The sequence below is a fragment of the Acidovorax sp. FW305-C-20-28 genome (assembly GCF_058783375.1).
Map to the genome: position 1 here is coordinate 21053 of NZ_JBYSYM010000037.1, position 21463 is coordinate 42515.

The following is a 21463-nucleotide window of genomic DNA, read 5'->3' on the forward strand; positions in this document are numbered from 1 at the left end:
TCAGCACGCCTCAGGCGGGGCCTTGTTCCGCCACGCGCCTCATGGCCTCGTCCATCGTCGCCGTGAGCGCCAGCGCCGATTCCTTGTTCGCCGTGGCGTCGGGCGGCAGCACGATGGGGGGACCGAAGGTGATGCGGATGCGCGGGCGCGTGAAGAAGTGGCTGGCGCGGATCTCGCCCGGGCCGTCGTAGTGCGCGGGCACGATCTGGCCCTTGGCGCGCAGCGCGATGGTGGCGGCGCCACGCTTGGCCTCGGCGTTCTCGGTGTTGCGCGTGCCACCCGGGAAGATCAGCACCAGCTGGCCCTCGTTGACCAGCGAGACCACCTGGCGGATGGTGGCTGTCGAAGGGCTGCCCCGGTCCACCGGGAAGCCGCCGCCCGAGCCCACGAACCAGGCGCCCAGTTTGGTCTCGAACAACTCCTTCTTGGCCATCTGGTGCAGCTTGCGCGGCAGCGCGGCATAGCCCACCCACAGCGGATCGGCCCAGCCTGTGTGGTTGCACACCACGATCTTGCCGCCCGGCCCGTCCAGGTGCTCGGCCCCGATCACCGTGACCCGGGCCACCCGGGACATGAGCACGCGCAGCACGCGCACGAAAAGGTTGGGTTTTTGCTGGGCAGCGGGTGAGACAGGGGAGGCGGCAGTGGTCATCAGGGGCGGTTGGACGGCGAAATGGGCAAAGGGTTCTCACAGAATGATAAAGGGTCGGCAACACGGCCCCGGGGAAAACCCTGCCCAGCCGGCTCAGACCGGCGCGTCCAGTTCGTGCAGCCGGCGGTAGAACTCGTCCACATGCGCCTGCGCGTGGGCGGGAAAGGCCTGCATCGCCTGTGCATGCCGCACGGGGTCCTGCTCGGCACCGGCGCGCCCCACGCGGTGCGAGGCCTCCTGCACGAAGCGGCACAGCGGCATGCGGCGCTCGCCAAAGGCGGCCAGCGCGGCGGGCAGCGAGGGCTCTTGCGCCAGCAGCCGGGCCAGCACCACCGCATCCTGCACCGCCAGGGCGCCGCCCTGCCCCATGAAGGGCGTGGAGGCGTGCGCGGCATCGCCGATCAGGACCACCCGGCCCTGGTGCCAGGGCAGCGGCATCACGACCTCCTCGACGGCGGTGTACAGCACCTCGCTGTGCGCCGAGAGTTCGTCGAGAAAGGGGCGCGCCGGCCCGCCGAACTCAGCGAACCGCGCGCGCATGGTTTCGGGCCACAGAACCGGGTCTATCCAGCGGCCCTCGGGTTCGGCCACGGTGCCGAAAAGGTAGAGCCTCTCGTGCGAGATCGGCATGATCCCCAGCCGCTTGCCCAGGCCCATCATCATGACCTTGTCCACCAGCCCGGCCGGGCGCTGGTGCACGCTGCGCCAGACGCCGAAGCCCGAGTAGCCCGGCTGCACACTGGGCCACAGCAGCGCGCGCACGCCCGAGCGAATGCCATCCGCCCCGATCACCAGATCGGCGTCGTGCGTGCTGCCGTCGGAGAACCAGGCCCGCACGCCGCTGCCGTGGTGCTGCAGCGCCTGCACCGTGGTGCCCAACTGCACCGGCACGCCCAGCGCCGTGAGCAGCCCGGAGAGCACGCGGTGCATCTCGGCGCGCTTGATGCCGAGGATGGGCGGGGCGGGCGGCGAGCCCAGGGCGGGGTAGGCCACATCGACGATGGGGCGGCCATCCGGGTCCAGGTAGCGGTTGCGGCCCGAGGCGATGGCAAAGCCCGCCTGCACCAGGGGCTCCATCGCGCCGATCTGGCGAAAGTGCTGCAGGCCGTTGCTGTAGACGAAGATGCCCGAGCTCTGAAAGCGCCACTGCGGCTGCTTTTCGATCACGGTGACATGCCAGCCGGTGCGGGCCAGCGCCAGTGCGGCTGAGCAGCCGGCGATGCCGGCACCAACGATCAGGACTTTCTTGTTCATGGGGAAAAACGCAGCAGAGCCAGCGGTGATGAAGCCGCCGATTCTTGGGCAGTCGCCCGGGCGCTTCAACCTTCAGGGCGCCGGATCTGGGCACCGATCGTCCGCGTCTTGATGCACTGGCTCGGCGTGGACCCCGACCAGCGCTCGAAGGCGCGGGAGAAGGCCTTCTCCGAGCTGTAGCCCACCGCCTGCGCCACGCGCCAGACATCGCCCTCGCCCTGCAGGAACTGCTGGCGCGCGATGCCCATGCGCACCGAGGTGAGGTAGCGCAGCGGCGTGGTGCCCATGAGCTCGACAAAGCGCTCGCTGAACACCGAGCGCGACTGGTTGCTCACGCGCGAGAGGCTGGCCACGGACCAGGGCAGCTCGGGGTGGGCATGCATCTGCGCCAGGGCCTTGCCGATGGCCTTGTCGCGCACGCCGTTGAGCCAGCCCTGGGTGTCCGCCGGGCCGCTGTGCAGGTGCTCGCGCAGCACATGCACCAGCAGCAGGTCGGCCATGCGCGCCGTGGCCAGTTGCCAGCCCGGGCGCTGGGCCAGGGTTTCATCCACCAGCGCGCCGGTGGTCAGCGCCAGGCTGCGCGTGGTGGCGATGTCGGCCGCGCGCAGCACGATCAGCGGCGGCATCCAGGACAGCAGCGAGGCGCCCTGGTGCCTGGGCATCCACAGGTGCAGCGAGAAGAGTTCGGTCACACCGCCGCTGCCCGTTCCATCCCCTTCGCCGCCGTGCGCGAAGGTGATGGGATGGTCGCCGTGCGCGCCCCGCATATGCTGTTGCAGCAGGGTGCGAAACGGCACGGCCTCGAGGCCCGGGGCCGAGGCGACCAGGTGCGGCCCGCCCTGCGGCAGCATCACGATGTCGCCCGGCTGCACCTGCACGGCGGCCTGCCCGTCCATCTGGATCCAGTAGGGTTGGCCGGTGCACACGCGCAGCAGCAGGCCCTCGACCCCTTCGGAGCGCAGCGCCCAGGGCGCGGTGAGCGCAAAGCGCGCGGTCACCGCACGGTCGGTGCGCAAGGTGCCCAGGACCAGGCTGATCAGGTCGTCCGGCGTGGTGCTCGTGGGGCGTTGCATGCCCCAGTTTATGCCGTCCGCCCGGGGCCGCTGTCATGCCGGCGGGTGCGCGCGGTACGGCGGACGCTCGGTGCCCAAATCCGGTGTCCCGGAGGTTGAGCCCGGCATGCGCCTGCCGAACAATCGCCAGCCATGGGCCGGCACGGTGCACGGGCCCCAGGAAGCATGAGCATGACGACCCCCCTTCGAAAACGAATCCTGCCCGAGGTGCGCGACCCGGCGCTCGAACTGTCGCTGGTGAAACCCATCGCCCGCGGCGACAACGCGCAGCGCGCGTCCACCGTGCAGCAGACCGAGGGCGAACCCCTGCTCCGCTTCGAGGGCGCGAGCAACCCCTACCTGGAACACCAGCGCAACGACCTGCTGCTGAGCATCCAGCACATGCGCAGCGAGGGCCACGACGAGATGGTCTTCCTGTGCATCACGCACTGCAAGGAGCTGACCTTCAAGGCCCTGCACTACGAGCTGCTGAACATGCAGGCGCGCATCCAGGCCGACGATGTCGCGGGCGCACTGCAGCTGGTGCCCCGCGCGCATGCGCTGCTGGAGTTTCTGGGCAAGACCTGGGACGTGCTCTCCACCATCACGCCGCACGGCTTCAACCAGTTCCGCAACACCCTGGGCATTGCCTCGGGCCAGCAGTCCTACATGTACCGGCACGTCGAGTTCATCCTGGGCAACAAGTCCGAGCGGCTGGCGCGAGCGCATGAGAACAACCCCGATGTCTGGCCCTACATGGAGCGCGCGCTGCACGCGCCCAGCCTCTACGACGCCGTGCTCGCGCTGCTGCACCGGCGCGGCATCGCCATGCCGCCCGAGGTGCTGGAGCGCGACTGGTCCGCGCCCTGGGTGGTGCATCCCGGCGTCGAGGCGGCCTGGCTGCAGGTCTATGCCGACCCCACGCCGGAGAACGACCTGTACCTGCTCGGCGAAGCGCTCACCGACCTCGCCGACGCCTTCTCGCAGTACCGCTGGCGGCATTTCGTCTCGGTGGAACGCATCCTGGGCTTCAAGGCCGGCACGGGCGGCTCGGCCGGCGTGGGCTGGCTGCGCAGCATCGTCGACCACCGCTTCTTCCCCGAGCTGTGGTCCATGCGGACCCAGCTCTGAACCCACCGCACCGACCGGTACCTCCATCACACACCATGTTCGATCAACTCCCTCCCCCCGTCGATGACCCCATCCTGGGGCTGTTCGAGGCCTACCAGGCCGATCCCCGCCCCGCCAAGGTCAACCTGGGCATCGGCATCTACTGCGATGACGCGGGGCGTGTGCCCCAGCTCGGCGCGGTGCGCGCGGCACGCGCCACCCTGGCACAGGCCGGCGCACCCAGCGTCTACCCGCCCACCGAGGGCGATGGCGCCTTCCGCGCCGCCGTGCTCGACCTGGTGTTTGGCGAGGCTGGCCGGGCCACGGCCCCGGCCCTCACCGTGGTGCAGGCGGTGGCCGGCACCGGGGCGCTGAAGCTCGGCGCCGACTTCCTCAAGGATGCGCTGCCCGATGCCGCCATCTGGATGCCCGACCCGACCTGGGCCAACCATGCGGCGATCTTCGAAGGCGCGGGCTTTGGGGTGCGCCACTACCCCTACTACGCGCCCGAAAGCGGCCGCTTCGATGCCGAGGGCGCGGTGCGCGCACTCCAGGGCCTGAAGGCGGGCAGCGTGGTGCTGCTGCACCCCTGCTGCCACAACCCCACTGGGGTCGACCCGACGCGGGCGCAGTGGAGCCTGCTGCTGGACACCATCGCTGAGCGCGGGCTGCTGCCCTTCTTCGACATGGCCTACCAGGGCTTCGCCCAGGGCGTGGACGAAGACGCCTGGGCCGTGCGCGAATGCGTGCGCCGCGGCATCGGCTGCCTGGTGGCGAGTTCGTTCTCGAAGATCTTCTCGCTCTATGGCGAGCGGGTGGGGGCGCTCAGCGTGTACGCGCCGGCCGGCGATGCGGCCCGCGTGCTCGGCCAGCTCAAGCGGGCCATCCGGCGCTCCTACTCCTGCCCGCCCGCCCCGGGCGCGGCGATCGTGCGCACCATCCTGGGCGATGCGGCCCTGAACGCGCAGTGGCGTGCCGAGCTCGGTGCCATGCGCGAGCGCATGCGCCAGGTGCGCAGCGCCCTGCACGGCATGCTGCGCGAGGCGCTGCCCGCGCAGGGCTTCGACTACCTGCTCGAGCAGCGCGGCATGTTCAGCTACACGGGCCTCTCCCCGGCGCAGATCGACGCGCTGCGCGTGCACTCGGGCGTGTACGCCGTGTCCTCCGGCCGCATCTGCGTGGCCGGCATCAACACCTCGAACATCGCGCATGTCTGCGCATCCCTGGTCGCCATCCACCGGAGCCACCCAACATGAACTTCTTGCCCCCCCTGCGTTCGCTGGCCTGCGGGCTGCTGCTCTTGCTTGCCACCACGGCGGCCCTGGCCCAGGGTACGCCCCTGCGCCTGCTGGTGGGCTTTCCACCCGGGGGCTCCACCGATGTGATCGCGCGCCAGCTGGCGCTCGGCCTGCAGCAGGAGCTGGGCCGCAGCGTCGTGGTGGAGAACCGCGCCGGTGCGGGCGGCCAGATCGCGGCCCAGGTGCTCAAGGCGGCCCGGCCCGATGGCAACACGCTGTTTCTCTCGAACGCCCATACCGTGGCCATCGTTCCCGTGACGGTGCTGAACCCGGGCTTCGACGTGGCGAAGGACTTCGCGCCCATCGGCCTGGTGACCGTGAACCCCGACGCCCTGGCCGTGAACCCCGCTGTGACCGGCCCCCTTGCGGGCGGCCTGAAGGACTTCACGGCCTGGACGCAGGCCGGCCCGGGACGCGCCAGCATCGGCGTGCCCGCACCGGGCAGCGCGCCCGAGTTCGCGGTCAGCGTGATCGGGCGCGCGGCGGGGGCCCGCCTCACCGCCGTGCCCTACCGCGGCGATGCGCCCCTGGTGCAGGACGTGGCGGCCGGCCAGGTGCCCGCGGGCATCGGCGGCGTGGGCGCACTGCTGCCCTATGTGGAGGCGGGCAAGCTGCGCCTGCTGGCCGTCAACGGGCCCGCGCGGCTGCCGCGCTTTCCTGAGGTGCCCACCTACACCGAGCTGGGCATCAAGGGCCTGGAGGAAGTCATGTTCACCGCCCTGTTCGCGCCTGCCGGCACGCCGGCCGCGCTGCTGCGGCAATACCACGCCGCGCTCGCCAAGGTGGCGGCCTCGGCCGCGTTCTCGGAACGCATTGCCAGCCTGGGTGTCAGCGCGAGCGTGGGCACGCCCGAAGAACTCGGCCAGCGCGTGGAGCGCAGCCGGCTGGTCTACGAGCGGCTGGCCCGCGAGGCCGGCTTCCAGCCCCAATGACGAACTTCCACAGAGCAGGACCGCAACACGCCATGAACCCCTCCCGCACGCTCGACGAACACGATGTGGCCGCTTGCCTGGCCAGCGCCAGTGCCCATGCACGCCAGCAGCAATGGAAGCTGTCGATCGCGGTGGCAGACGCTGGCGGGCACCTGCTCGGCTTTGTGCGCCAGGACGGTGCCAGCCCGCTGTCGGCGCAGATCGCGCTGGCCAAGGCGCGCACCGCGGCCCTGTCGCGCCGCGAGACCCGCTTCTTCGAAGAACTGCTGACCGCGGGGCGCAGCGGCTTCCTGTCCGTCAGCGGCATGAGCCTGCTGGAGGGCGGCATTCCCATCGTGCTCGGCGGGGAGTGCGTGGGCGGCATCGGGGTGTCCGGCGCGACCTCGCCGCAGGATGCCGAGGCCGCCACCGCCGGCCTGGCGGCCCTGCTGGAGCGGCAGCGCTGAACTGCCTCGGCCGCCGCGTTGCTCGGGCGCAGGCCTGAACAGGCTCTAAGATCCCGCACAGCAATAACAAAGCGGGAGAGAACAGCATGGGACGCACGGCCTTCGTCGGTTGGCTATTCACCATGGCCATCGCGAGCTTCATCGTGGCAGCGTCGGGCAAATCCTGGGGCTGGGCCCTGGGCGGCATCGTCTTCATGGCCGTGGCGCTGTATGCCCGTCGCCAACTCAACGAGGAGCAGGACGACGAGCAGCCGGCCAACGCCTCGTTCCGCTTCGTCGCGGTCGGCATCCTCGTCATGCTGGCATGCATGGGCTTTCTGTTCTGGCTGCAGAAATCGGCCTAGCTCACACAGTGGCCTCCAGCGTCTCGGCGCACCCGGCGCCTGCGGCAGCACCCGCCCGCGCCCCCGCACCCCAGGCCCGCAGCCGCGCCGCATAGCGCGCCGCCTCGCCGGCCAGTTGTGCCGCATCCATCTTGCCGGCCCGGTAGACCAGGAAAGGCTCGGCCCAGGGCAGGCCGCAGCGGTGTGCCGTGGCCTGCAGCGGGCGCAGCAGCTCGGCCAGGGAGAACAGGTTCTGGCCCGTGGGGGTGTAGGCCTCGGGCACATTGCCGGCCGTGGCTGCCACCAGCAAGGGCGTGCCTTCAAGGTGCCGGCCTTCGCTGGCATAGGCCATGTAGAACATGCGGGTCAGCACCGCGTCCTGCCAGGCCTTGAGCAGCGGCGGGGTGGAATACCACTGCACGGGGAACTGCAGCACCACGCGGCGCGCGCTGAGCAGGCGGCGCACTTCGGCATCGCCATCGATGGCGCGGCCCTCGGGGTAGAGCGCCGCCATGTCCACCACCTGCACGCCCGGCACGGCCACAGCCGCATCGGTCAGCGCCCGGTTGGTGGCGGATTGCGCAAAGCGCGGGTGGAACAGCAGCACCAGGGTGTCGATGGTGCGGACGGGGGCGTTGTGGGTGGTGGTCGGTGTCGTATCGGTCATCAGGAACTCCGGTTGGTTGGGTGGATGCCCCGAGGATGCGATCCGGGCGATAATTAATCCAACGGATAATTCGTATATCGATTCATTGATTCCATGAATTTACGAAGCATCGACCTCAACCTGCTGGTGGTGCTGCAGGCCCTGCTCGACGAGGCCCATGTGACGCGCGCGGCCGAGCGGCTGGGCCTGTCGCAGCCGGCCATGTCCAACGCGCTGGAGCGCTGCCGCCACCTCTTCGGCGACCCGCTGCTGGAGCGCGCCCGGGGCGGCATGCGCCTCACGCCCAAGGCCGAGGCCCTGCGCGAGCCCCTGACCCGCCTGCTGGCCGACGCCGCGCGCGTGATCGACCCGCACCCCCAGGTGGACGTCGCCACCCTGCGCCAGACCGTGCGCATCGTCATGGCCGACTACCCCGCCGTCATGGTGGTGGGCCCGCTGCATGCACGCCTGGCCGCAAGCGCTCCGGGCATCGCCCTGGTGGTGGAACCCTGGCACGGCGCGGCCGACGCCCTGGACGCCATGGCGCGCGGCCGGCTGGACCTGGCGGTGTCGGTCTTCCCCGTGGTGGACGCGAGCTTTCACCGCGAGGAGCTGCTGCGCGAGGAGTACGCCGTGTGCATGCGCGCCGGCCACCCGGCCGCGCAGGACTTCAACCTGGACCGCTGGCTGCAGTACCCGCATGTGCTGGTCTCGGGCCGGGGCGAGACACGCGGCGCGCTGGACCAGGCGCTGCTGGCGCTGCAGCGCACGCGGCGTGTGGGCGTGGTCGTGCCCAGCTTTCTGCTGGTGCCGCCGCTGCTGGCCAGCTCCGACCTGATCGCCATGGTGCCGCGCCGGTGCCTGCCTGTTTCGACAGGCGACGACGACGGTGCGTTTGCCGGCCTGGCGGTGTTCGAGCCGCCGGTGGCGGTGGAGGGGTTTGCGTTGCATGTGGCGTGGCATGCGCGCAGGCAGCAGGATGCGGGGGTGAGGTTTGTGGCGGGGGTAGTGGCGGAGTTGTTGCGGGGGTAGCTTTTTTTTGCACCGCTCCCGGGCGCAGGTTGGTCTCCAAGGTTGCTGCATGCCTTGATCGCGGGCGGGAGCCGGGATGTGCGCCCGGCGGCGCACCTACCTTCTTTTGCTTCGTCAAAAGAAGGTAGGCCAAGAAAAGACGACCCCGCTGCCCGTGTCCCCCTCGCCGGGGGCGAGGGGGCAGCCTGCGATGCTCGGTCCTGGGGTGGCGCCGAAGAACTCCCTGCGCTGCCTCTTTAAGGCAGCTCCGGTCAAACAGCTTCGGCGAGCCAGATGACGATGCGCGTGTCCTTCGGCACGCGCTCACCCCAGGCCCTGCGCTTCTCGGCACGGTCAGAAGGGGGTGGATACCGACACGGGCCATTGCTTCGCTCGGCCCGATCTGCCTCGCTGCGCTTGGCCTGGGCAGGGCCGCCGCGCCAGTTGCGTCGGCAGCGCGCAGCGCGTAACCGACACCCAGCGCAGCTGCGAAAGCAGCAGCCGTCTTTGTCCCCGCTCCCCACCCCTGCTGGCTGCGCCGAGGAGCGCAGGAACTGGGGTGGGCGTGTGTGCCGAAGGACACACACGCTTCGTTGTCTAGCTCATCGCAGATGTTTGAGCGAAGTTCGAAGAACGCAGCGAGTTCTGCGATGCCACCCCAGTTCCGAGCACCGCAGGTTGCCTCCGTTCGCCCGACAGGGCGAACGGGGGACGCAGACTGGGGGCCGCCTTCTCTTTGGTGACTTTCTCTTGGCGGCCCAAGAGAAAGTTACTGCGCCGCCGGGCGCACATCCCGGCTCCCGCCCCATGCAAAGGCATGCGGCAACCAAGACCAACAAAGCTTACTGCCGCCGCCGACGAGGAGCCTTTACATCCGGCCCCTTGATCAACGGATCCTCCAACACCTTCAACAAACACTCCCTCAACCACCGATGCGCCGCATCCGCGCTGTACCGCGGATGCCAAGCCATCCGCGTCGTATCGCTCTGCAAGGCCAGCGGCAAGGCAAACACCTCCAGCCTGAGCGAGGCCGACATCCCCCGCGCGACCCGCTCCGGCACACAGGCCACAAGGTCCGAGCGCGCCGCCGCGATCAGCGCAGCAAACGCACTGGGCACGCGCAAGGCCACCATGCGCTCCAACCCCAAAGCAGCCAGCGCATCGTCCAGCGTGCTCGGCTCCCCAGGCCGCAAGGTCACACCCACGTGGCGAACGGCAGACAGGCGCGCCGGGGTCAGGGGCTTGGCGAGCAAGGGATGGCCTGCACGCGCAGCGCCCACCAACTGCTGCTGCGACAACGCCTGCCACTCCACCTCGGGGTCGCGGCTGCGGAACACACCCACGTCCAGGTCTACCCGGCCTTCGCGCAGTGCAGCGGGGTCGCTGTGGCTCTCGGCCAGAAACTGCAGGCTGGCCAGCGGCATCTGCTGCGCAATGGCCTGCGACAGCGCCGCGCCGTAGACCACGGCCATGCCCTCGGGCGCACGCACCACGAAATGCCGGCGCACCTGGGCCAGGCCGCCCGGCCCTTCGCCGGGCGACTGCAGCGCCCGGGCCTGGGCCAGCAACTGGCGCACCGGCTCGGCCAGGGCCAACGCGCGGGGCGTGGGCACCAGCTGGCGGCCCGCGCGCACCAGGATGGCGTCGCCGAACACCTCGCGGATGCGGGCCAGCGCATGGCTCATGGCCGGGGTGGAGAGGTGCACACGCTCGGCCGCGGCCGTCACGCTGCCGGTGGCCAGCAAGGCATCGAGCGCGACCAGCAGATTGAGGTCATAGGTTTTCATACGGTGCAACTGTATATTCAGATCATTGCACTGTACAGAATTCATCCCAACCGGGACACTGCCGGCCATGACGACGACCACGACTTCGACCACCCCGCCCACCCGCCGCAGCATTGCGCTCACCATGGCAGCGCTGATGCTCATGCTGGTGCTGGCCGCGCTGGACCAGACCATCCTGTCCACCGCCCTGCCCTCCATCGCGCGCGACCTGCCGGGCACGCTGCCGCCGGCCTGGACCTTCTCGGCCTACCTGCTCGCCGCCACGGTGGTGATTGCGCTCTATGGCCGGCTGGCCGATGTGTACGGGCGCAAGCCCATGCTGCTGCTGTCCATCGGCCTGTTCCTCGCGGGCTCGCTGGCCTGCGCGCTCAGCCAGAGCATGCTGCAGCTGGTGTTGGCGCGCGCGCTGCAGGGGGCGGGCGGCGGGGGGTTGATGACGCTGACCATGCTGACCGTGGCCTCCATGTTCCCGCTGCAGGAGCGCGGGCGCTACCAGTCGCTGCTGGGTGCGGTGTACGGCGTGGCCACCATGTTCGGCCCACTCACGGGTGGCTGGCTCACCGAGCACCTGTCGTGGCACTGGGCCTTTGGCCTGAACGTGCCCCTGGCGCTGCTGGCATTTGCCGTGCTCGCCAGGACCTTGCCGCACCAGCCCACCGGGCCGCGCACGCCCATCGACCACCTGGGCGCGCTGCTGCTCACCGGCGCGCTGTGCAGCGCCCTCTTGATGACGCAGCACGAGCGCCTGCAATTGCCCGACTGGCTGTCCGCCGCCGTGCTGGGCACGGCCTGCGCGCTGTGCACCGCGGCCTTCCTGCTGCGCCAGCGCCGGGCTGCGCACCCGCTGGTGCCACTGTCGCTGTTCGGCCGGCCCGTGTATGCAGCGGCCTCCACCATCGGCCTGGTGACCGGGGTGGCGCTGTATGCGGCCGTGGTCTTCATGCCCGCCTACCTGCAGACCGCCCTGCACCTGGCCCCCACCACGGCCGCCTGGCACCTGCTGCCGCTGATGGCCGGGGTCACGGGTGCCGCCATTGCCAGCGGGCGCCTGCTGCGTGCCCGCGTGCCAGCCCGCAACATGGGCATGCTGGCCAGCGCACTGGTGGTGCTGGGCTTTGCGCTGCTGGCCGCGGGCATGCAGTGGGCGCCCGCCCAGCCGCTGGTGCTGTCGGCCTGCCTGCTGCCCCTGGGTGCGGGCATCGGGGTGCTGTTTCCCATCATCACCATGGTGTCGCAGCGCGCATCGCCCATGCCGCTCATGGGCATTGCCACGGCCGTGCCGGTGATGTTGCGCAGCCTGGGCGGCGCCGTGGGCGTGGCCTTGCTGACCACGCTTTTCGCCGAGATGATGCGCACGCTGGTGGCTGGGAATCCCGCCGCCCTGGCAGAGGCGGGGCCGCACGCGCTGCAGGCCGTGTGGGGCTGTGCCGCAGCCGTAGCGCTGCTGGGCGTGGTGGCGTGCCGCTGGTTGCCGGCAGCGCCCATGGAGCAGATGCAGATGCCGCCGGCAGGCCGTGCCGTGGCGGCATGAGCCGGGCTCAGACGGAACGCATCAGCCCGCCGTCAACGCGCAGGTTCTGCCCGGCGATGTAAGCCCCGCCCTCCGACGCCAGGAAGGCGATGGTCGCGGCGATCTCGCTGCTTTTGCCATAGCGCCCCAGGGGCACGGTCTCGCGCCGCGCTTCGGTCTCGGGCAGGCTGTCGATCCAGCCGGGCAGCACATTGTTCATGCGGATGTTGTCCTTGGCATAGGTGTCGGTGAACAGCTTGGTGAAGGCCGCCAGCCCGGCACGGAACACGGCCGAGGTCGGGAACATCGCGCTCGGCTCGAACGCCCAGGCGGTGGAGATGTTGATGATGCTGCCCCCGCCCTGCTTTTGCATGTGCGGCACGACCAGGCGCGTGGGGCGCACCACGTTGAGCAGGTACACATCCATGCCGGTGTGCCATTGCTCGTCCGTCAGGTCCAGCACCGGGGCACGTGGCCCATGGCCGGCGCTGTTGACCAAAACATCCACCCGGCCCCAGCGGGCCATGGCCTCGTCCACCAGCCGTGCGAGATCGTCCACAGACTGGTTGGAGCCGGTCACGCCCAGGCCACCCAACTCGGCGGCCAGCGCCTCGCCCTTGCCCGACGAGGACAGGATGCCCACGCGGTAACCGTCTGCCGCTAGCTTGCGCGCGGCGGCCGCGCCCATGCCGCTGCCGCCGGCGGTGACAAGGGCTACTTTTTCTACTGCCATAAGGGATGCTCCTGAAAATGCTGGCTCAAAGAATAGCACCCGGCGTGCGCCAGAGGCTGTAGCGGCCCAGGCATTTGCCTGTAGATTGGCTACATGCTCCGCGCCAGCCTGGCAAGGCTGGTATACGGCACGACAAGCAACCGCCGAGGTGTCAGCCCGGCGCCCCGAGCGCCAGCAGGGCCCCGACCAGCGCCTTGCCATACATGCGGACGGCAAGCACCGACAGCACCAGCGCCACCAGTTGCTCACCAAAGACCAGCACCATGCCCAGGAAGGGCACTTCCAGCCAGGGCGCCACTATGCCCACGATGGAAAACGGCAGGCGCACAAAACCGATGACGGCATAGACCAGCCCCACCAGAATGGCATAAGACCTGGCGCCCGGCGGGTAGCTGCGGATGAAGAAGGCCGGCAGCAGCAGCGGCCATGCCAGGTAGATGAACTGAAAGCCCAGCATGTAGGCCAGGGCCCCCATGTCCGATGCGTGTGCCCCACCGGATGCAAGGCACATTGCAGCCAGCAGCGCTGGTTTGGTCTTTGCCATCTTTTTTGCCCCCTCGTTATTTGTGTCTGTGGTCGCGGGCGGCCTCACCGTCCTCTCCCACCGGCCCGCGGCGCATGGTGCCACAAACGGCCAGAGCACCAAGCCACAGAGGGGGTCGCCAGCCGCCCTTACCGCACCTGCGCGCGGGCCAGCGCCACGGCATCGGCCCCTGCGGGAAAGCGCAATTGCGCCCCTGCGTCCGTGGCGGCCTGCCATACGGCCTCGGCCACGTCGACCTCGGTGGTCACGGCACCGGACTGCGCAAAGGATGCGAACACGCTCTGGGCATAGGGCGCATAGGCCTCGGGGATCAGGCCCGCCATGCGCTCGCTGCCGTTGGCGGTGAAGCGGGTGGACGGCGCATAGCCCGGCTGCACCAGCTTCACACGCACGTTGAAGGCTTCGAGTTCATGGGCCAGCGAGGCCGTGAAGCCCTCGATGGCCGTCTTGCTCGCGGTGTATACCGCCACCAGCGGCATGGGCGCCAGGGTGGCGCTGGAAGTGACGTTCACGATGGTGCCCGCACGGCGCGCGCGCATCTGCGGCAGCACGGCCTGGGCCATGGCCATCACGCCGAAGGTGTTGGCCTCGAACAGCTCGCGCGTGGTCGCCATGGGCGTGGCCTCGAAGGCACCCAGCAGGCCGATGCCTGCGTTGTTCACGAGCACATCGATGGGCCCTGCCACGGCCAGCACGGGGGCAATGCTGTCGGCGCGCGTCACATCGAGCGGCAGCACGCGCATGCGCTCGCCGCCGGGCAGCAGGTCGGCGCGCGGGCTGCGCATGGTGGCGATCACGTTCCAGCCCTGGGCATGGAAGTGGCGCGCGGTTTCCAGGCCGTAGCCCGAGGAGCAGCCGGTGATGAGAACGGTGGAGGTCATGGTGGTGGGTTCCTTGAAGAAAAAGCAAAGGGTGGGTTGACAAGGCCTCCACGATAGGGACCAATGACCGGACCATCCACAATGGAAAATCCGGTTTTTGTTTGCAATCGTCCTGCCATGAACGATCCCCTTGCCGAAGTCATTGCCCTCCTGCAACCCCGCGCCGTGTTCTCCAAGGCGATCAGCGGCGCAGGCCGCTGGGCCGTGCGCTACGCGGATTTCGGGCACCCGAGCTTTTGCGTGGTGCTGCAGGGCAGTTGCCAGCTGGCGGTGGACGGACAGGACGCCATCACCCTCATGGCAGGCGACTTCGTGCTGCTGCCCGCCACGCCGGGTTTCACCATGTGCGGGGCCGAACCGGCGGCACCGCGTTTCATCGACCCGAAGACGGCATCCGTGCCCACCACCGAGCTGCGCCATGGCGAGCAGGACGGACCGCCCGATGTGCGCCTGCTGGGGGGCTACTTCGTCTTCGGCTCGCCCGACGCGGCCCTGCTGGTCTCGCTGCTGCCGGCGCTGATGCACGTGCGCGGGGTCGAGCACCTGCAGGCGCTGGTGCAACTGGTCAGCCGGGAATCGGCGGCGGACCGCCCGGGCCGCGAGCTGGTGCTGTCGCGCCTGGTGGAGCTGCTGCTGATCGAGTCCCTGCGATCGACCTCATCGGGCGACGAAGCGCCGCCCGGCCTGCTGCGCGGCCTGGCCGATGCGCGCGTCCGCGAGGCCATGCGCCACATGCACGCCAGCCCGGCCCGCCCCTGGACCATGGCCCAGCTGGCGCAGACGGCTGCCCTGTCGCGCTCGGCCTTCTACGAGCGCTTTGCACGCGCCGTGGGCATGCCGCCCATGGAATACCTGCTGGCCTGGCGCATGGCCCTGGCCAAGGGCCTGCTGCGCGAGCAGGGCCTGGCGATTGCCGAGGTGGCCGAGCGCGTGGGCTATGGCTCGGCCAGTACCTTCAGCACGGCCTTCAGCCGCCACGTGGGGCTGGCGCCGGGGCGCTATGCGCGGGCGGGCTGAGGCCGGGGAGCGCCGCATCCTGCAGGCTCCCCACAGGCCCGGCCAGCAGGGAGGCGGCCATGGCCAGCGCCCAGAGCAGAAAAAGCAGCCAAAACCGGCGCATGTCACCCGACAGCGCCAACAGGTGGCGTTGCAGGCGGGGCAGCAGGCGTCGCAGGACAGGAAGTGGATTCATGGCAATGCCTGCATGCTACCGATCGCCAGCGGTTCTGTATGTCCCTAGAACTTGTGACAAGGACAGGCCGCCGGCATGGGCCAGGATGCGTTCAGGCGCTCCGGGTTGTGCCCGGGAAGCCGCCCATGGCGGCGCAGGGCCCTGCCCCTTCAAGGCGCCACGCGCACGCCCTGCACCTGGCTGCCCAGCCTCAGGTACAACAGCCCATCGCCGCCCAGCCACCAGTTCGCAGCCGGTGCGGGCACCTGCGCCGCACTGCCCTCGGGCAGCACCCACTGCGGCACCAGCCGCCAAGTCTGCCCCCCCAGGGCCACCGTGAAGGCGCCTTCGCTGGATGCGGTTTGCACCGTCAGCCCTGCGCCCGGGATGGCCACCTGGAAAATCGCCTGGGCCTGGGTGGCATTGAGCAGTGCCGGCAACAGCAACTGCCGGGGGCCGGCCCCTGCCTGGAAGAAGATGTGGCCTTGTTCGTCCACACCGATCCGGGGTGAACCTGCCGCCGGTCCCGCACCGGTCCAGCCCGGTCTGAGCACGTAGGTGCGGCCACCGGTGCGCAGCTGGATGACGCCCTCGGCACCCAGCTTGGTCTGCGCATCGGGCAGCAGCGCCGTGACGGCACCCGCCAGGCCGGCAAGGTCTGCCACCGCCGGCGCAAACTGCACCACCACCCCGCCGCGCACCCAGCGCAGCAGGCCCAAGGGGGTGAAGGCCAGGCCATCGGGCTGTGTCGCGTCGATGGTGATGGGCATGGCGGGCAGCAGTTGGAACACCTGGCCCCCGTCGCGCACCAGCACCACGCCCGAGGCAGTGGTTTCCAGCCCCTGGGCCAGGTTCACGCCAGACAGGCGCGCCAGCGGGCCGCTCAGGCGGGCAAACGCCTTGCCGTCCACCGTGATCGAGGCCGGCAGGTTGCCAAACACCATCGGATCGCCGGGCTGCGAGGTATCGCCCTTGAGCGAGCCCAGCGTAATGGAGACCACGGCCCCTTGCGCGTTGACCTGCAGCCTCTCACCCGACTGCAGTCCCATGCGCCCCAGCTGGGGCAGGCTGCCCTGGGGCGGCAGCAAAGCCCCGGTGAGCACCGCCACCGTGAGCGGCTGGGCCTCGATGGCCGTACCGGCACGGCCTGCGCTGAGCAGCACATCCCCCGCCAGCGCCATGGGCTGGCCTTCGGCGCTGGCGGTCATGGACGCCCAGCCCTCCAGCACCACCAGCACCAGCACACTCTGGCCGTTGACCTGGGCCACGCGCAGTTGCGTGCCCGGGTTGGCCTGCACCTGCAATGCCTGGCCGTTGATCGTGACCTGCAGCGTGACCGGTGAAGTGCCAGTGCCCGGAACAACAATGGTGCCACCACCGGCGCCCGGGCCCACCACCACGGGCAACGCGGGGTCGGTGATGGTCGTGGTGCCGGGGCCGGTCACGGGCAGGCTGGGGGATGGCGGCAGCGGATCGACCGCCGCGGCCGTGGGCGTGACCGCGGCACTGGCCACCGAGACTGCACCCGCACCCTGGGCGCTCGACGCCACCACGGTGAAGGTATAGGCCCGGCCGCTGGCCAGGCCTGTCACCGTGCAGGCCGTGGCAACCGGGCTGCCGGTGCTGGCGGTGCAGGTCTTGGTACCGTCCTCGACGGCAGCCACCGTGTAGCCGGTGATGGCGCTGTCGCTGGCAGGGGCGGTCCATGACACGCTGGCCCGCTCCGTGCCAGCCGTGGCGGCGATCGCTGTGGGGGCGCCAGGCGGTTGCAGCTCGACCGCGCCGAGATCGCAGGCGCCGTGCACATTGCGCGCCAGGCCGCGCTGGTCGGTGGTTTGGGCGGAGCAGGAGCCCGCCACGTCGATGGCCGGGCTGCCCGCACCCGGCAGCAGGGTGTGCGTGCTGCCGCCGTTGTCGGCCAGGGGCTGCAGCAGGGGATCGGCGTCGATGGTGTCCGTGCAGGTCACGCGGGCCGGGCAGCCCCCTTCCACGATGCTGCGCTGGACGGGGACCGTGGAGCCATTCTTGATAAAGACCTGGGGCTGGGACGAGGCGCCCCCCTTGCCGAAGATGGAAGACGCGATGGAATGGCTGTTGCCAGCGTCAATGTAGATGGCCGCCCCCTGCCACAGCGACGCATTGGCACTGAAGCTCAGTTGGGCGAACGCGATGGGCCCCACATCGAGCACACGGATCGCGGCCCGGTCGCTGGCCGAATTTCCGCTGAACGTGGACTGTTCGAACCTGCCGCCGAGGCTTGCACCGTTGGCCACCACGGCCGCACTCCCCCACTGGGCGGTGTTGGCGGTGAAGGTGGACTGCGTGACCGCAAAAGCGTCACCCGAAAGGTACAGCGCACCGCCCTGCTGGGAAGCCGAGTTCCCCGAGAAGGTGGACTGCGCGATGGCCGTGGCATTGCTGCCCGCAGTGCCCCTGCCTGCCACGCGGATGGCGCCACCATAGCGCGCCGCGTTGGACAGGAAGGAGGACTTCGCAATGTCCAGGCTGCCTGACCCCGTCAGGTAGATGGCCCCGCCCACATCGCTGGCCGAGTTGCTGCGAAAAACCACATTGGTGATGGCGGGACCGCACTGCTTGCCGGCACCCCAGCCATTGCAGTACAGCCCGCCGCCCTTGTCGCGGTCGGAAGTGGCCTGGTCGGCCTTGCCGCCAAGAATGCTCAAGCCATCGATGGCAGTATCGCTGCTGGTATAGACGCCATTGCCATCCGTGCCCAGACCGCCAATCACCACCACGTGAAAGCTGTTGTCCGTGGCATCGCCCGCCACGCCGATGTCCCCCGACAGCACCGTCAGGCTGGCATCGCTGCTGCGCTGGGCCAGCGCAGCCTCGGTGCCGGCAAAGCCGCCATAGAGCTTGAGCGGCCGGTCGATCGCAAAGCCCACGCTGCGGTCGGCGCCCGCCGTGGGCTGGTAGGTGCCCTGCTTCACCCAGATTTCCGAGCAGGCCGCGTCGGCCAGCGCGCCCTGCAGCGGCGCCGCCTGGGCCCAGCTGCTGCCGTTGCCCGTGCCGTCTGGCGCCACCCGGCACGCGCCGGCCGCATGCACTGCGCCTATCCACCACAGCAGGGGCACCACCAACAGCAGGGCGCGGCACGGGTGGGCCACCCGGTGGCAAGGCAAAGGGCGTGTCATGGCAGTTCTCACTTTCTCTGGACAATGTCTGCAAGCTGCACTTCTGCCTGCCCCACCAGGCATGGCACATGCGATGTGGCCGGGATGCTAGGTTTTTCGCTTGCGCTTGTATGTCCCCAGAACTGAGGACAGACAGCACCGCCCCGCTGGCCATAATTGCGGCCATGCCTGCTGCCCCCGAAGCCGCCCCCTTGCCCCTGCCCGCTGCCACCATCCGTGTGGGCCTGGTGGAGGACGACGCCAAAACCCGGGCCATCCTGGAACGCGCGATCGCAGGCCAGGCCGACATGCAGCTGGTGCTGCAGGCCGCCAGCCGCGAGCAGGCGCTTGCGCTGCTGCCGCGCGCGCCGCTGGACGTGCTGCTGGTGGACCTGGGCCTGCCCGACGGCTCGGGCCTGGATGTGATCACCGCGGCGCGCCGGCAATGGCCCGACTGCAGCGTGCTGGTGAGCACCATCTTCGGCGACGAGATGCATGTGCTGCCCTCCATCGAGGCCGGCGCCATGGGCTACCTGCTCAAGGATGCGAGCGCGCCCGGCCTGGTGGACGAGATCCGCAGCGTGCATGCGGGTGGCAGCCCCATCAGCCCGATGGTGGCGCGCAAGATCCTGGCGCGCACGGCCCTGCGGCAGACACCCCGGGAGCCGGGCGCCTTGCCCCCGGCGGCACGCACTGCAGCGGGGCAACGCCCCACGGTTGCGCTCTCTCCGCGCGAGCACGAGGTTCTGCTGCGCGTCAGCAAAGGCTTCACTGCCGAGGAGACCGCCGCTGCACTGGGCATATCGCCCAGCACCGTGCTGACCTTCGTGCGGCGCATCTACGCCAAGCTGGAAGTGAACACCCGGGCAGAGGCCATCCTCGAGGCGCAGCGGCATGGCATCCTGCCGCAATAAGGGCGGCCTCCCGGAGCGGCTGCCGAAGGCGGGCCTGCGGCCCTGGATGCTGGCTGTGGCACTGGTGCTCTGGCTGGGCTTGTGGCTGCTGCTCGCCGTGGTTCCGGCACAGGCCCACGCGGAGCAACGCCATCTGCGCATCGGAGAAGCGGTACTGTTCCAGCAGCCTGGGGCGGGATGGGAGGCTCCGGCCACGGTACCGCGCGACGATCTGGACGTCACCGCTGGCGAATCCGTCGCCCTGCCCCATGCACGGCCCCGCTCGGTGGCAGAACCCGGTGGGTCACTCACGGCCCAGCCGCAGGTGGTGTGGTACCGGCTGCCGGTGCCGGATGCCTTGCAAAGGGAACACGAAACCGCACTGGCCCTGTACCTGCCACGCTGGCAGACCATCGGCAACGTCGCCGTGTATGTGGATGGTCAACGGGTCCATGGCACCGGCACCCACGGCGGCAGCCGGGTCTGGAACAGCTTCAACCGGCCGCTGTGGGTGCAGCTACCGGCCATGGCGCCCGACACGCCCAGGCCACGTGAAGTGCTCCTGCGCATGGCGAGCCAGCCCGGGGTCGGCGGGGCCCTGTCGGCGGCCTGGATGGGCCCGGTCCCCGAACTGCTCCCCTCCTACCGGCTGCGCAGCTGGATGCAGGTGGACCTGCTGGCCATTGTCTCCGCGGTGTACCTGGCCCTGGGGCTGATGGCGCTGGCCGTCTGGTGCGTGCGCCGGCACGACACACCCTACCTGCTGTTCTTTGCCGCCTCGCTGGCGCATGGCCTGCGCACCGTGCATTTCACGCTGGGCGACCAGCCGCTGCTGCTGCCCGAGGCCTGGTTCGGCTGGCTCACACTGAATGCGCTGGGCTGGTCCATGGTCTTCATCTACCTGTTCATCCTGCGCATCCATGGCCAGCGCCGGCCACTGCTGGAGCGCGGCATGGTCATGCTGCAGTCGCTCACCTCGGTGGCCACCCTGCCCATGCCGTGGCTGCTGCAGGTCGACGCCATGCTCCCCCTGGCCACGGCGGTGGCCCTGCTCATGCTGGCCATCGCCGTGGTTTCGGGCAGCCGCGTGGCCTGGAGCGCGGGCACGCGGGAGGGCCGGCTGCTGGCCGTGTGGATGCTGCTGTTCATCCCCACCGGCGTGCACGACCTGCTGCTGCAGAACTACCTGCTGGACATGGGCCATGTCTACCTGGCCCCCTACACCTCCATCGGCGCGCTGGCCACTTTCCTGGCCATCGGCTACCGCAAGTACGTCGGGGCCATTCGCGCCGTGGAAGTGGCCAATGCCGAGCTGGAGCGCCGCCTGTCGCAGCGCGAGGCCGAACTGGCCGCCAGCTACCACCAGCTCAGTGCGCTGGAGCGCCAGCAGACGCTGGACGCCGAGCGCCGCCGCCTGATGCAGGAGATGCACGACGGCATCGGTTCCTCGCTGCTCAGCGCGCTGCGCATGGCGCAGGAGAGCCAGCTCACCGGGGCGGACATGGCGCGCGTGCTCACCGAGTGCATCGAAGACCTCAAGCTCTCCATCGACTCGCTGGAGCATGCCGATACCGACCTGCTGGGCCTGCTGGCGGCCCTGCGCTTTCGCCTGGGGCCGCGCCTGCAGGCCGCCGGCCTGGCACTGCACTGGCGCGTGGAGGATGTGCCGCCCCTGCCCTGGCTGGACCCGCAGAGCGCACTGCACATCCTGCGCATCCTGCAAGAGGTGCTGACCAACATCGTCAAGCACAGCGGCGCGCGCACCATCGAGATCGCCACGGGCACGCAGGCCGGCTTCGTGATGGTCTGGGTGCGCGACGATGGCCAGCCCTATGCGGGCCCGGCACAGGAGGCGGGTCCGGCACGCAGCCTGGGCAAGGGCCTGGCCAATGTGCGCAGCCGGGCGCTGGCCATCGGTGCCGAATGCGCCTGGCAGGCCGCGAACGGGCCACTGGGTGGGCAGCAGGGCAACACCTTCGCGCTGGGCCTGCCGCTCGAGGCCCCGGTGCGTTAGCACCTGCACTCCCGGCCAGACCCCCTGCCGTATCACGGCACGCTACTCCCGGTAGCAGCGGATCGGCCGTGC

The 21463-nt window shown here is 69.9% G+C and carries 19 protein-coding genes; 10 read left to right on the forward strand and 9 right to left on the reverse strand.

Annotation, left to right across the window (positions count from 1 at the left end; all coding sequences use genetic code 11):
- Positions 1-10: 10 nt before the first annotated feature.
- From AC3WOH_RS29610 to AC3WOH_RS29620, 3 genes are all read right to left on the reverse strand, one after another.
- A complete protein-coding gene (locus AC3WOH_RS29610) occupies positions 11-652 on the reverse strand; it encodes a lysophospholipid acyltransferase family protein (protein ID WP_492232876.1) in 642 nt (213 codons plus the stop codon).
- 93 nt (positions 653-745) lie between these two features.
- On the reverse strand, positions 746-1906 hold the full coding sequence (locus AC3WOH_RS29615) for an FAD-dependent oxidoreductase (RefSeq protein ID WP_492232877.1): 1161 nt from the start codon (positions 1904-1906) through the stop codon (positions 746-748).
- Positions 1907-1971: 65 nt separating this feature from the next.
- Complete coding sequence (locus AC3WOH_RS29620; RefSeq protein ID WP_492232878.1) at positions 1972-2979, reverse strand: AraC family transcriptional regulator; 1008 nt, start codon at positions 2977-2979, stop codon at positions 1972-1974.
- Positions 2980-3150: 171 nt separating this feature from the next.
- On the opposite strand from AC3WOH_RS29620, the gene AC3WOH_RS29625 reads away from it, so the two are divergent.
- The 5 genes from AC3WOH_RS29625 to AC3WOH_RS29645 all read left to right on the forward strand — a co-directional run bounded on the left by AC3WOH_RS29625 (position 3151) and on the right by AC3WOH_RS29645 (position 7088).
- Entirely contained in the window at positions 3151-4089 is a 939-nt protein-coding gene (locus AC3WOH_RS29625) for a tryptophan 2,3-dioxygenase (RefSeq protein WP_492232879.1), read from the forward strand.
- A 35-nt stretch (positions 4090-4124) separates the two neighbouring features.
- Positions 4125-5324 (forward strand): amino acid aminotransferase, encoded by a 1200-nt coding sequence (locus tag AC3WOH_RS29630; protein ID WP_492232880.1) that lies wholly within the window; start codon positions 4125-4127, stop codon positions 5322-5324.
- Complete coding sequence (locus AC3WOH_RS29635) at positions 5321-6298, forward strand: tripartite tricarboxylate transporter substrate-binding protein (protein WP_492232881.1); 978 nt, start codon at positions 5321-5323, stop codon at positions 6296-6298. The genes AC3WOH_RS29630 and AC3WOH_RS29635 overlap by 4 nt, the downstream gene beginning before the upstream one ends.
- Positions 6299-6330: 32 nt before the next feature.
- Positions 6331-6744 (forward strand): GlcG/HbpS family heme-binding protein, encoded by a 414-nt coding sequence (locus AC3WOH_RS29640; protein ID WP_492232882.1) that lies wholly within the window; start codon positions 6331-6333, stop codon positions 6742-6744.
- A gap of 86 nt (positions 6745-6830) precedes the next feature.
- Positions 6831-7088, forward strand: a complete 258-nt coding sequence (locus AC3WOH_RS29645; RefSeq protein WP_492232883.1) for a hypothetical protein — start codon at positions 6831-6833, stop codon at positions 7086-7088.
- Between the two features lies 1 nt (position 7089).
- Here the strand turns inward: AC3WOH_RS29645 and AC3WOH_RS29650 are convergent, their stop codons facing one another.
- Positions 7090-7734, reverse strand: coding sequence for an NAD(P)H-dependent oxidoreductase (locus tag AC3WOH_RS29650; RefSeq protein WP_492232884.1), 645 nt, complete (start codon positions 7732-7734; stop codon positions 7090-7092).
- A gap of 93 nt (positions 7735-7827) precedes the next feature.
- On the opposite strand from AC3WOH_RS29650, the gene AC3WOH_RS29655 reads away from it, so the two are divergent.
- On the forward strand, positions 7828-8745 hold the full coding sequence (locus AC3WOH_RS29655; RefSeq protein ID WP_492232885.1) for a LysR family transcriptional regulator: 918 nt from the start codon (positions 7828-7830) through the stop codon (positions 8743-8745).
- 821 nt (positions 8746-9566) lie between these two features.
- Here AC3WOH_RS29655 and AC3WOH_RS29660 read toward each other — a convergent pair.
- A complete protein-coding gene (locus AC3WOH_RS29660) occupies positions 9567-10511 on the reverse strand; it encodes a LysR family transcriptional regulator (protein ID WP_492232886.1) in 945 nt (314 codons plus the stop codon).
- A gap of 67 nt (positions 10512-10578) precedes the next feature.
- Between AC3WOH_RS29660 and AC3WOH_RS29665 the strand changes: the two genes are divergently transcribed.
- Entirely contained in the window at positions 10579-12042 is a 1464-nt protein-coding gene (locus AC3WOH_RS29665; RefSeq protein ID WP_492232887.1) for an MFS transporter, read from the forward strand.
- A 7-nt stretch (positions 12043-12049) separates the two neighbouring features.
- Here AC3WOH_RS29665 and AC3WOH_RS29670 read toward each other — a convergent pair whose 3' ends face one another.
- The 3 genes from AC3WOH_RS29670 to AC3WOH_RS29680 all read right to left on the reverse strand — a co-directional run bounded on the left by AC3WOH_RS29670 (position 12050) and on the right by AC3WOH_RS29680 (position 14179).
- Positions 12050-12754, reverse strand: coding sequence for an SDR family oxidoreductase (locus AC3WOH_RS29670; protein WP_492232888.1), 705 nt, complete (start codon positions 12752-12754; stop codon positions 12050-12052).
- A gap of 151 nt (positions 12755-12905) precedes the next feature.
- Positions 12906-13298, reverse strand: coding sequence for a hypothetical protein (locus tag AC3WOH_RS29675; RefSeq protein WP_492232889.1), 393 nt, complete (start codon positions 13296-13298; stop codon positions 12906-12908).
- Between the two features lie 128 nt (positions 13299-13426).
- The gene (locus AC3WOH_RS29680; RefSeq protein ID WP_492232890.1) at positions 13427-14179 is read right to left on the reverse strand and encodes an SDR family oxidoreductase; all 753 of its coding nucleotides are present in this window, start codon (positions 14177-14179) and stop codon (positions 13427-13429) included.
- Positions 14180-14296: 117 nt separating this feature from the next.
- Between AC3WOH_RS29680 and AC3WOH_RS29685 the strand changes: the two genes are divergently transcribed.
- The gene (locus AC3WOH_RS29685) at positions 14297-15196 is read left to right on the forward strand and encodes an AraC family transcriptional regulator (RefSeq protein ID WP_492232891.1); all 900 of its coding nucleotides are present in this window, start codon (positions 14297-14299) and stop codon (positions 15194-15196) included.
- 324 nt (positions 15197-15520) lie between these two features.
- Here AC3WOH_RS29685 and AC3WOH_RS29690 read toward each other — a convergent pair whose 3' ends face one another.
- Positions 15521-18505: a choice-of-anchor Q domain-containing protein gene (locus AC3WOH_RS29690; RefSeq protein ID WP_492232892.1), complete on the reverse strand. Its 2985-nt coding sequence runs from the start codon at positions 18503-18505 to the stop codon at positions 15521-15523.
- 164 nt (positions 18506-18669) lie between these two features.
- Here AC3WOH_RS29690 and AC3WOH_RS29695 point away from each other — a divergent pair, with 164 nt between their 5' ends.
- Positions 18670-19398, forward strand: a complete 729-nt coding sequence (locus AC3WOH_RS29695; RefSeq protein WP_492232893.1) for a response regulator — start codon at positions 18670-18672, stop codon at positions 19396-19398.
- Positions 19399-19453: 55 nt separating this feature from the next.
- Positions 19454-21391 (forward strand): sensor histidine kinase, encoded by a 1938-nt coding sequence (locus AC3WOH_RS29700; protein ID WP_492232894.1) that lies wholly within the window; start codon positions 19454-19456, stop codon positions 21389-21391.
- Positions 21392-21463: the final 72 nt, after the last annotated feature.

Bases quoted from the DNA above. Each gene is read 5' to 3' on its own strand.
- AC3WOH_RS29610 (WP_492232876.1), bottom strand. From the start codon at position 652: ATGACCACTGCCGCCTCCCCTGTCTCACCCGCTGCCCAGCAAAAACCC.
- AC3WOH_RS29615 (WP_492232877.1), bottom strand. From the start codon at position 1,906: ATGAACAAGAAAGTCCTGATCGTTGGTGCCGGCATCGCCGGCTGCTCA.
- AC3WOH_RS29620 (WP_492232878.1), bottom strand. From the start codon at position 2,979: ATGCAACGCCCCACGAGCACCACGCCGGACGACCTGATCAGCCTGGTC.
- AC3WOH_RS29625 (WP_492232879.1), top strand. From the start codon at position 3,151: ATGACGACCCCCCTTCGAAAACGAATCCTGCCCGAGGTGCGCGACCCG.
- AC3WOH_RS29630 (WP_492232880.1), top strand. From the start codon at position 4,125: ATGTTCGATCAACTCCCTCCCCCCGTCGATGACCCCATCCTGGGGCTG.
- AC3WOH_RS29635 (WP_492232881.1), top strand. From the start codon at position 5,321: ATGAACTTCTTGCCCCCCCTGCGTTCGCTGGCCTGCGGGCTGCTGCTC.
- AC3WOH_RS29640 (WP_492232882.1), top strand. From the start codon at position 6,331: ATGAACCCCTCCCGCACGCTCGACGAACACGATGTGGCCGCTTGCCTG.
- AC3WOH_RS29645 (WP_492232883.1), top strand. From the start codon at position 6,831: ATGGGACGCACGGCCTTCGTCGGTTGGCTATTCACCATGGCCATCGCG.
- AC3WOH_RS29650 (WP_492232884.1), bottom strand. From the start codon at position 7,734: ATGACCGATACGACACCGACCACCACCCACAACGCCCCCGTCCGCACC.
- AC3WOH_RS29655 (WP_492232885.1), top strand. From the start codon at position 7,828: ATGAATTTACGAAGCATCGACCTCAACCTGCTGGTGGTGCTGCAGGCC.
- AC3WOH_RS29660 (WP_492232886.1), bottom strand. From the start codon at position 10,511: ATGAAAACCTATGACCTCAATCTGCTGGTCGCGCTCGATGCCTTGCTG.
- AC3WOH_RS29665 (WP_492232887.1), top strand. From the start codon at position 10,579: ATGACGACGACCACGACTTCGACCACCCCGCCCACCCGCCGCAGCATT.
- AC3WOH_RS29670 (WP_492232888.1), bottom strand. From the start codon at position 12,754: ATGGCAGTAGAAAAAGTAGCCCTTGTCACCGCCGGCGGCAGCGGCATG.
- AC3WOH_RS29675 (WP_492232889.1), bottom strand. From the start codon at position 13,298: ATGGCAAAGACCAAACCAGCGCTGCTGGCTGCAATGTGCCTTGCATCC.
- AC3WOH_RS29680 (WP_492232890.1), bottom strand. From the start codon at position 14,179: ATGACCTCCACCGTTCTCATCACCGGCTGCTCCTCGGGCTACGGCCTG.
- AC3WOH_RS29685 (WP_492232891.1), top strand. From the start codon at position 14,297: ATGAACGATCCCCTTGCCGAAGTCATTGCCCTCCTGCAACCCCGCGCC.
- AC3WOH_RS29690 (WP_492232892.1), bottom strand. From the start codon at position 18,505: ATGACACGCCCTTTGCCTTGCCACCGGGTGGCCCACCCGTGCCGCGCC.
- AC3WOH_RS29695 (WP_492232893.1), top strand. From the start codon at position 18,670: ATGCCTGCTGCCCCCGAAGCCGCCCCCTTGCCCCTGCCCGCTGCCACC.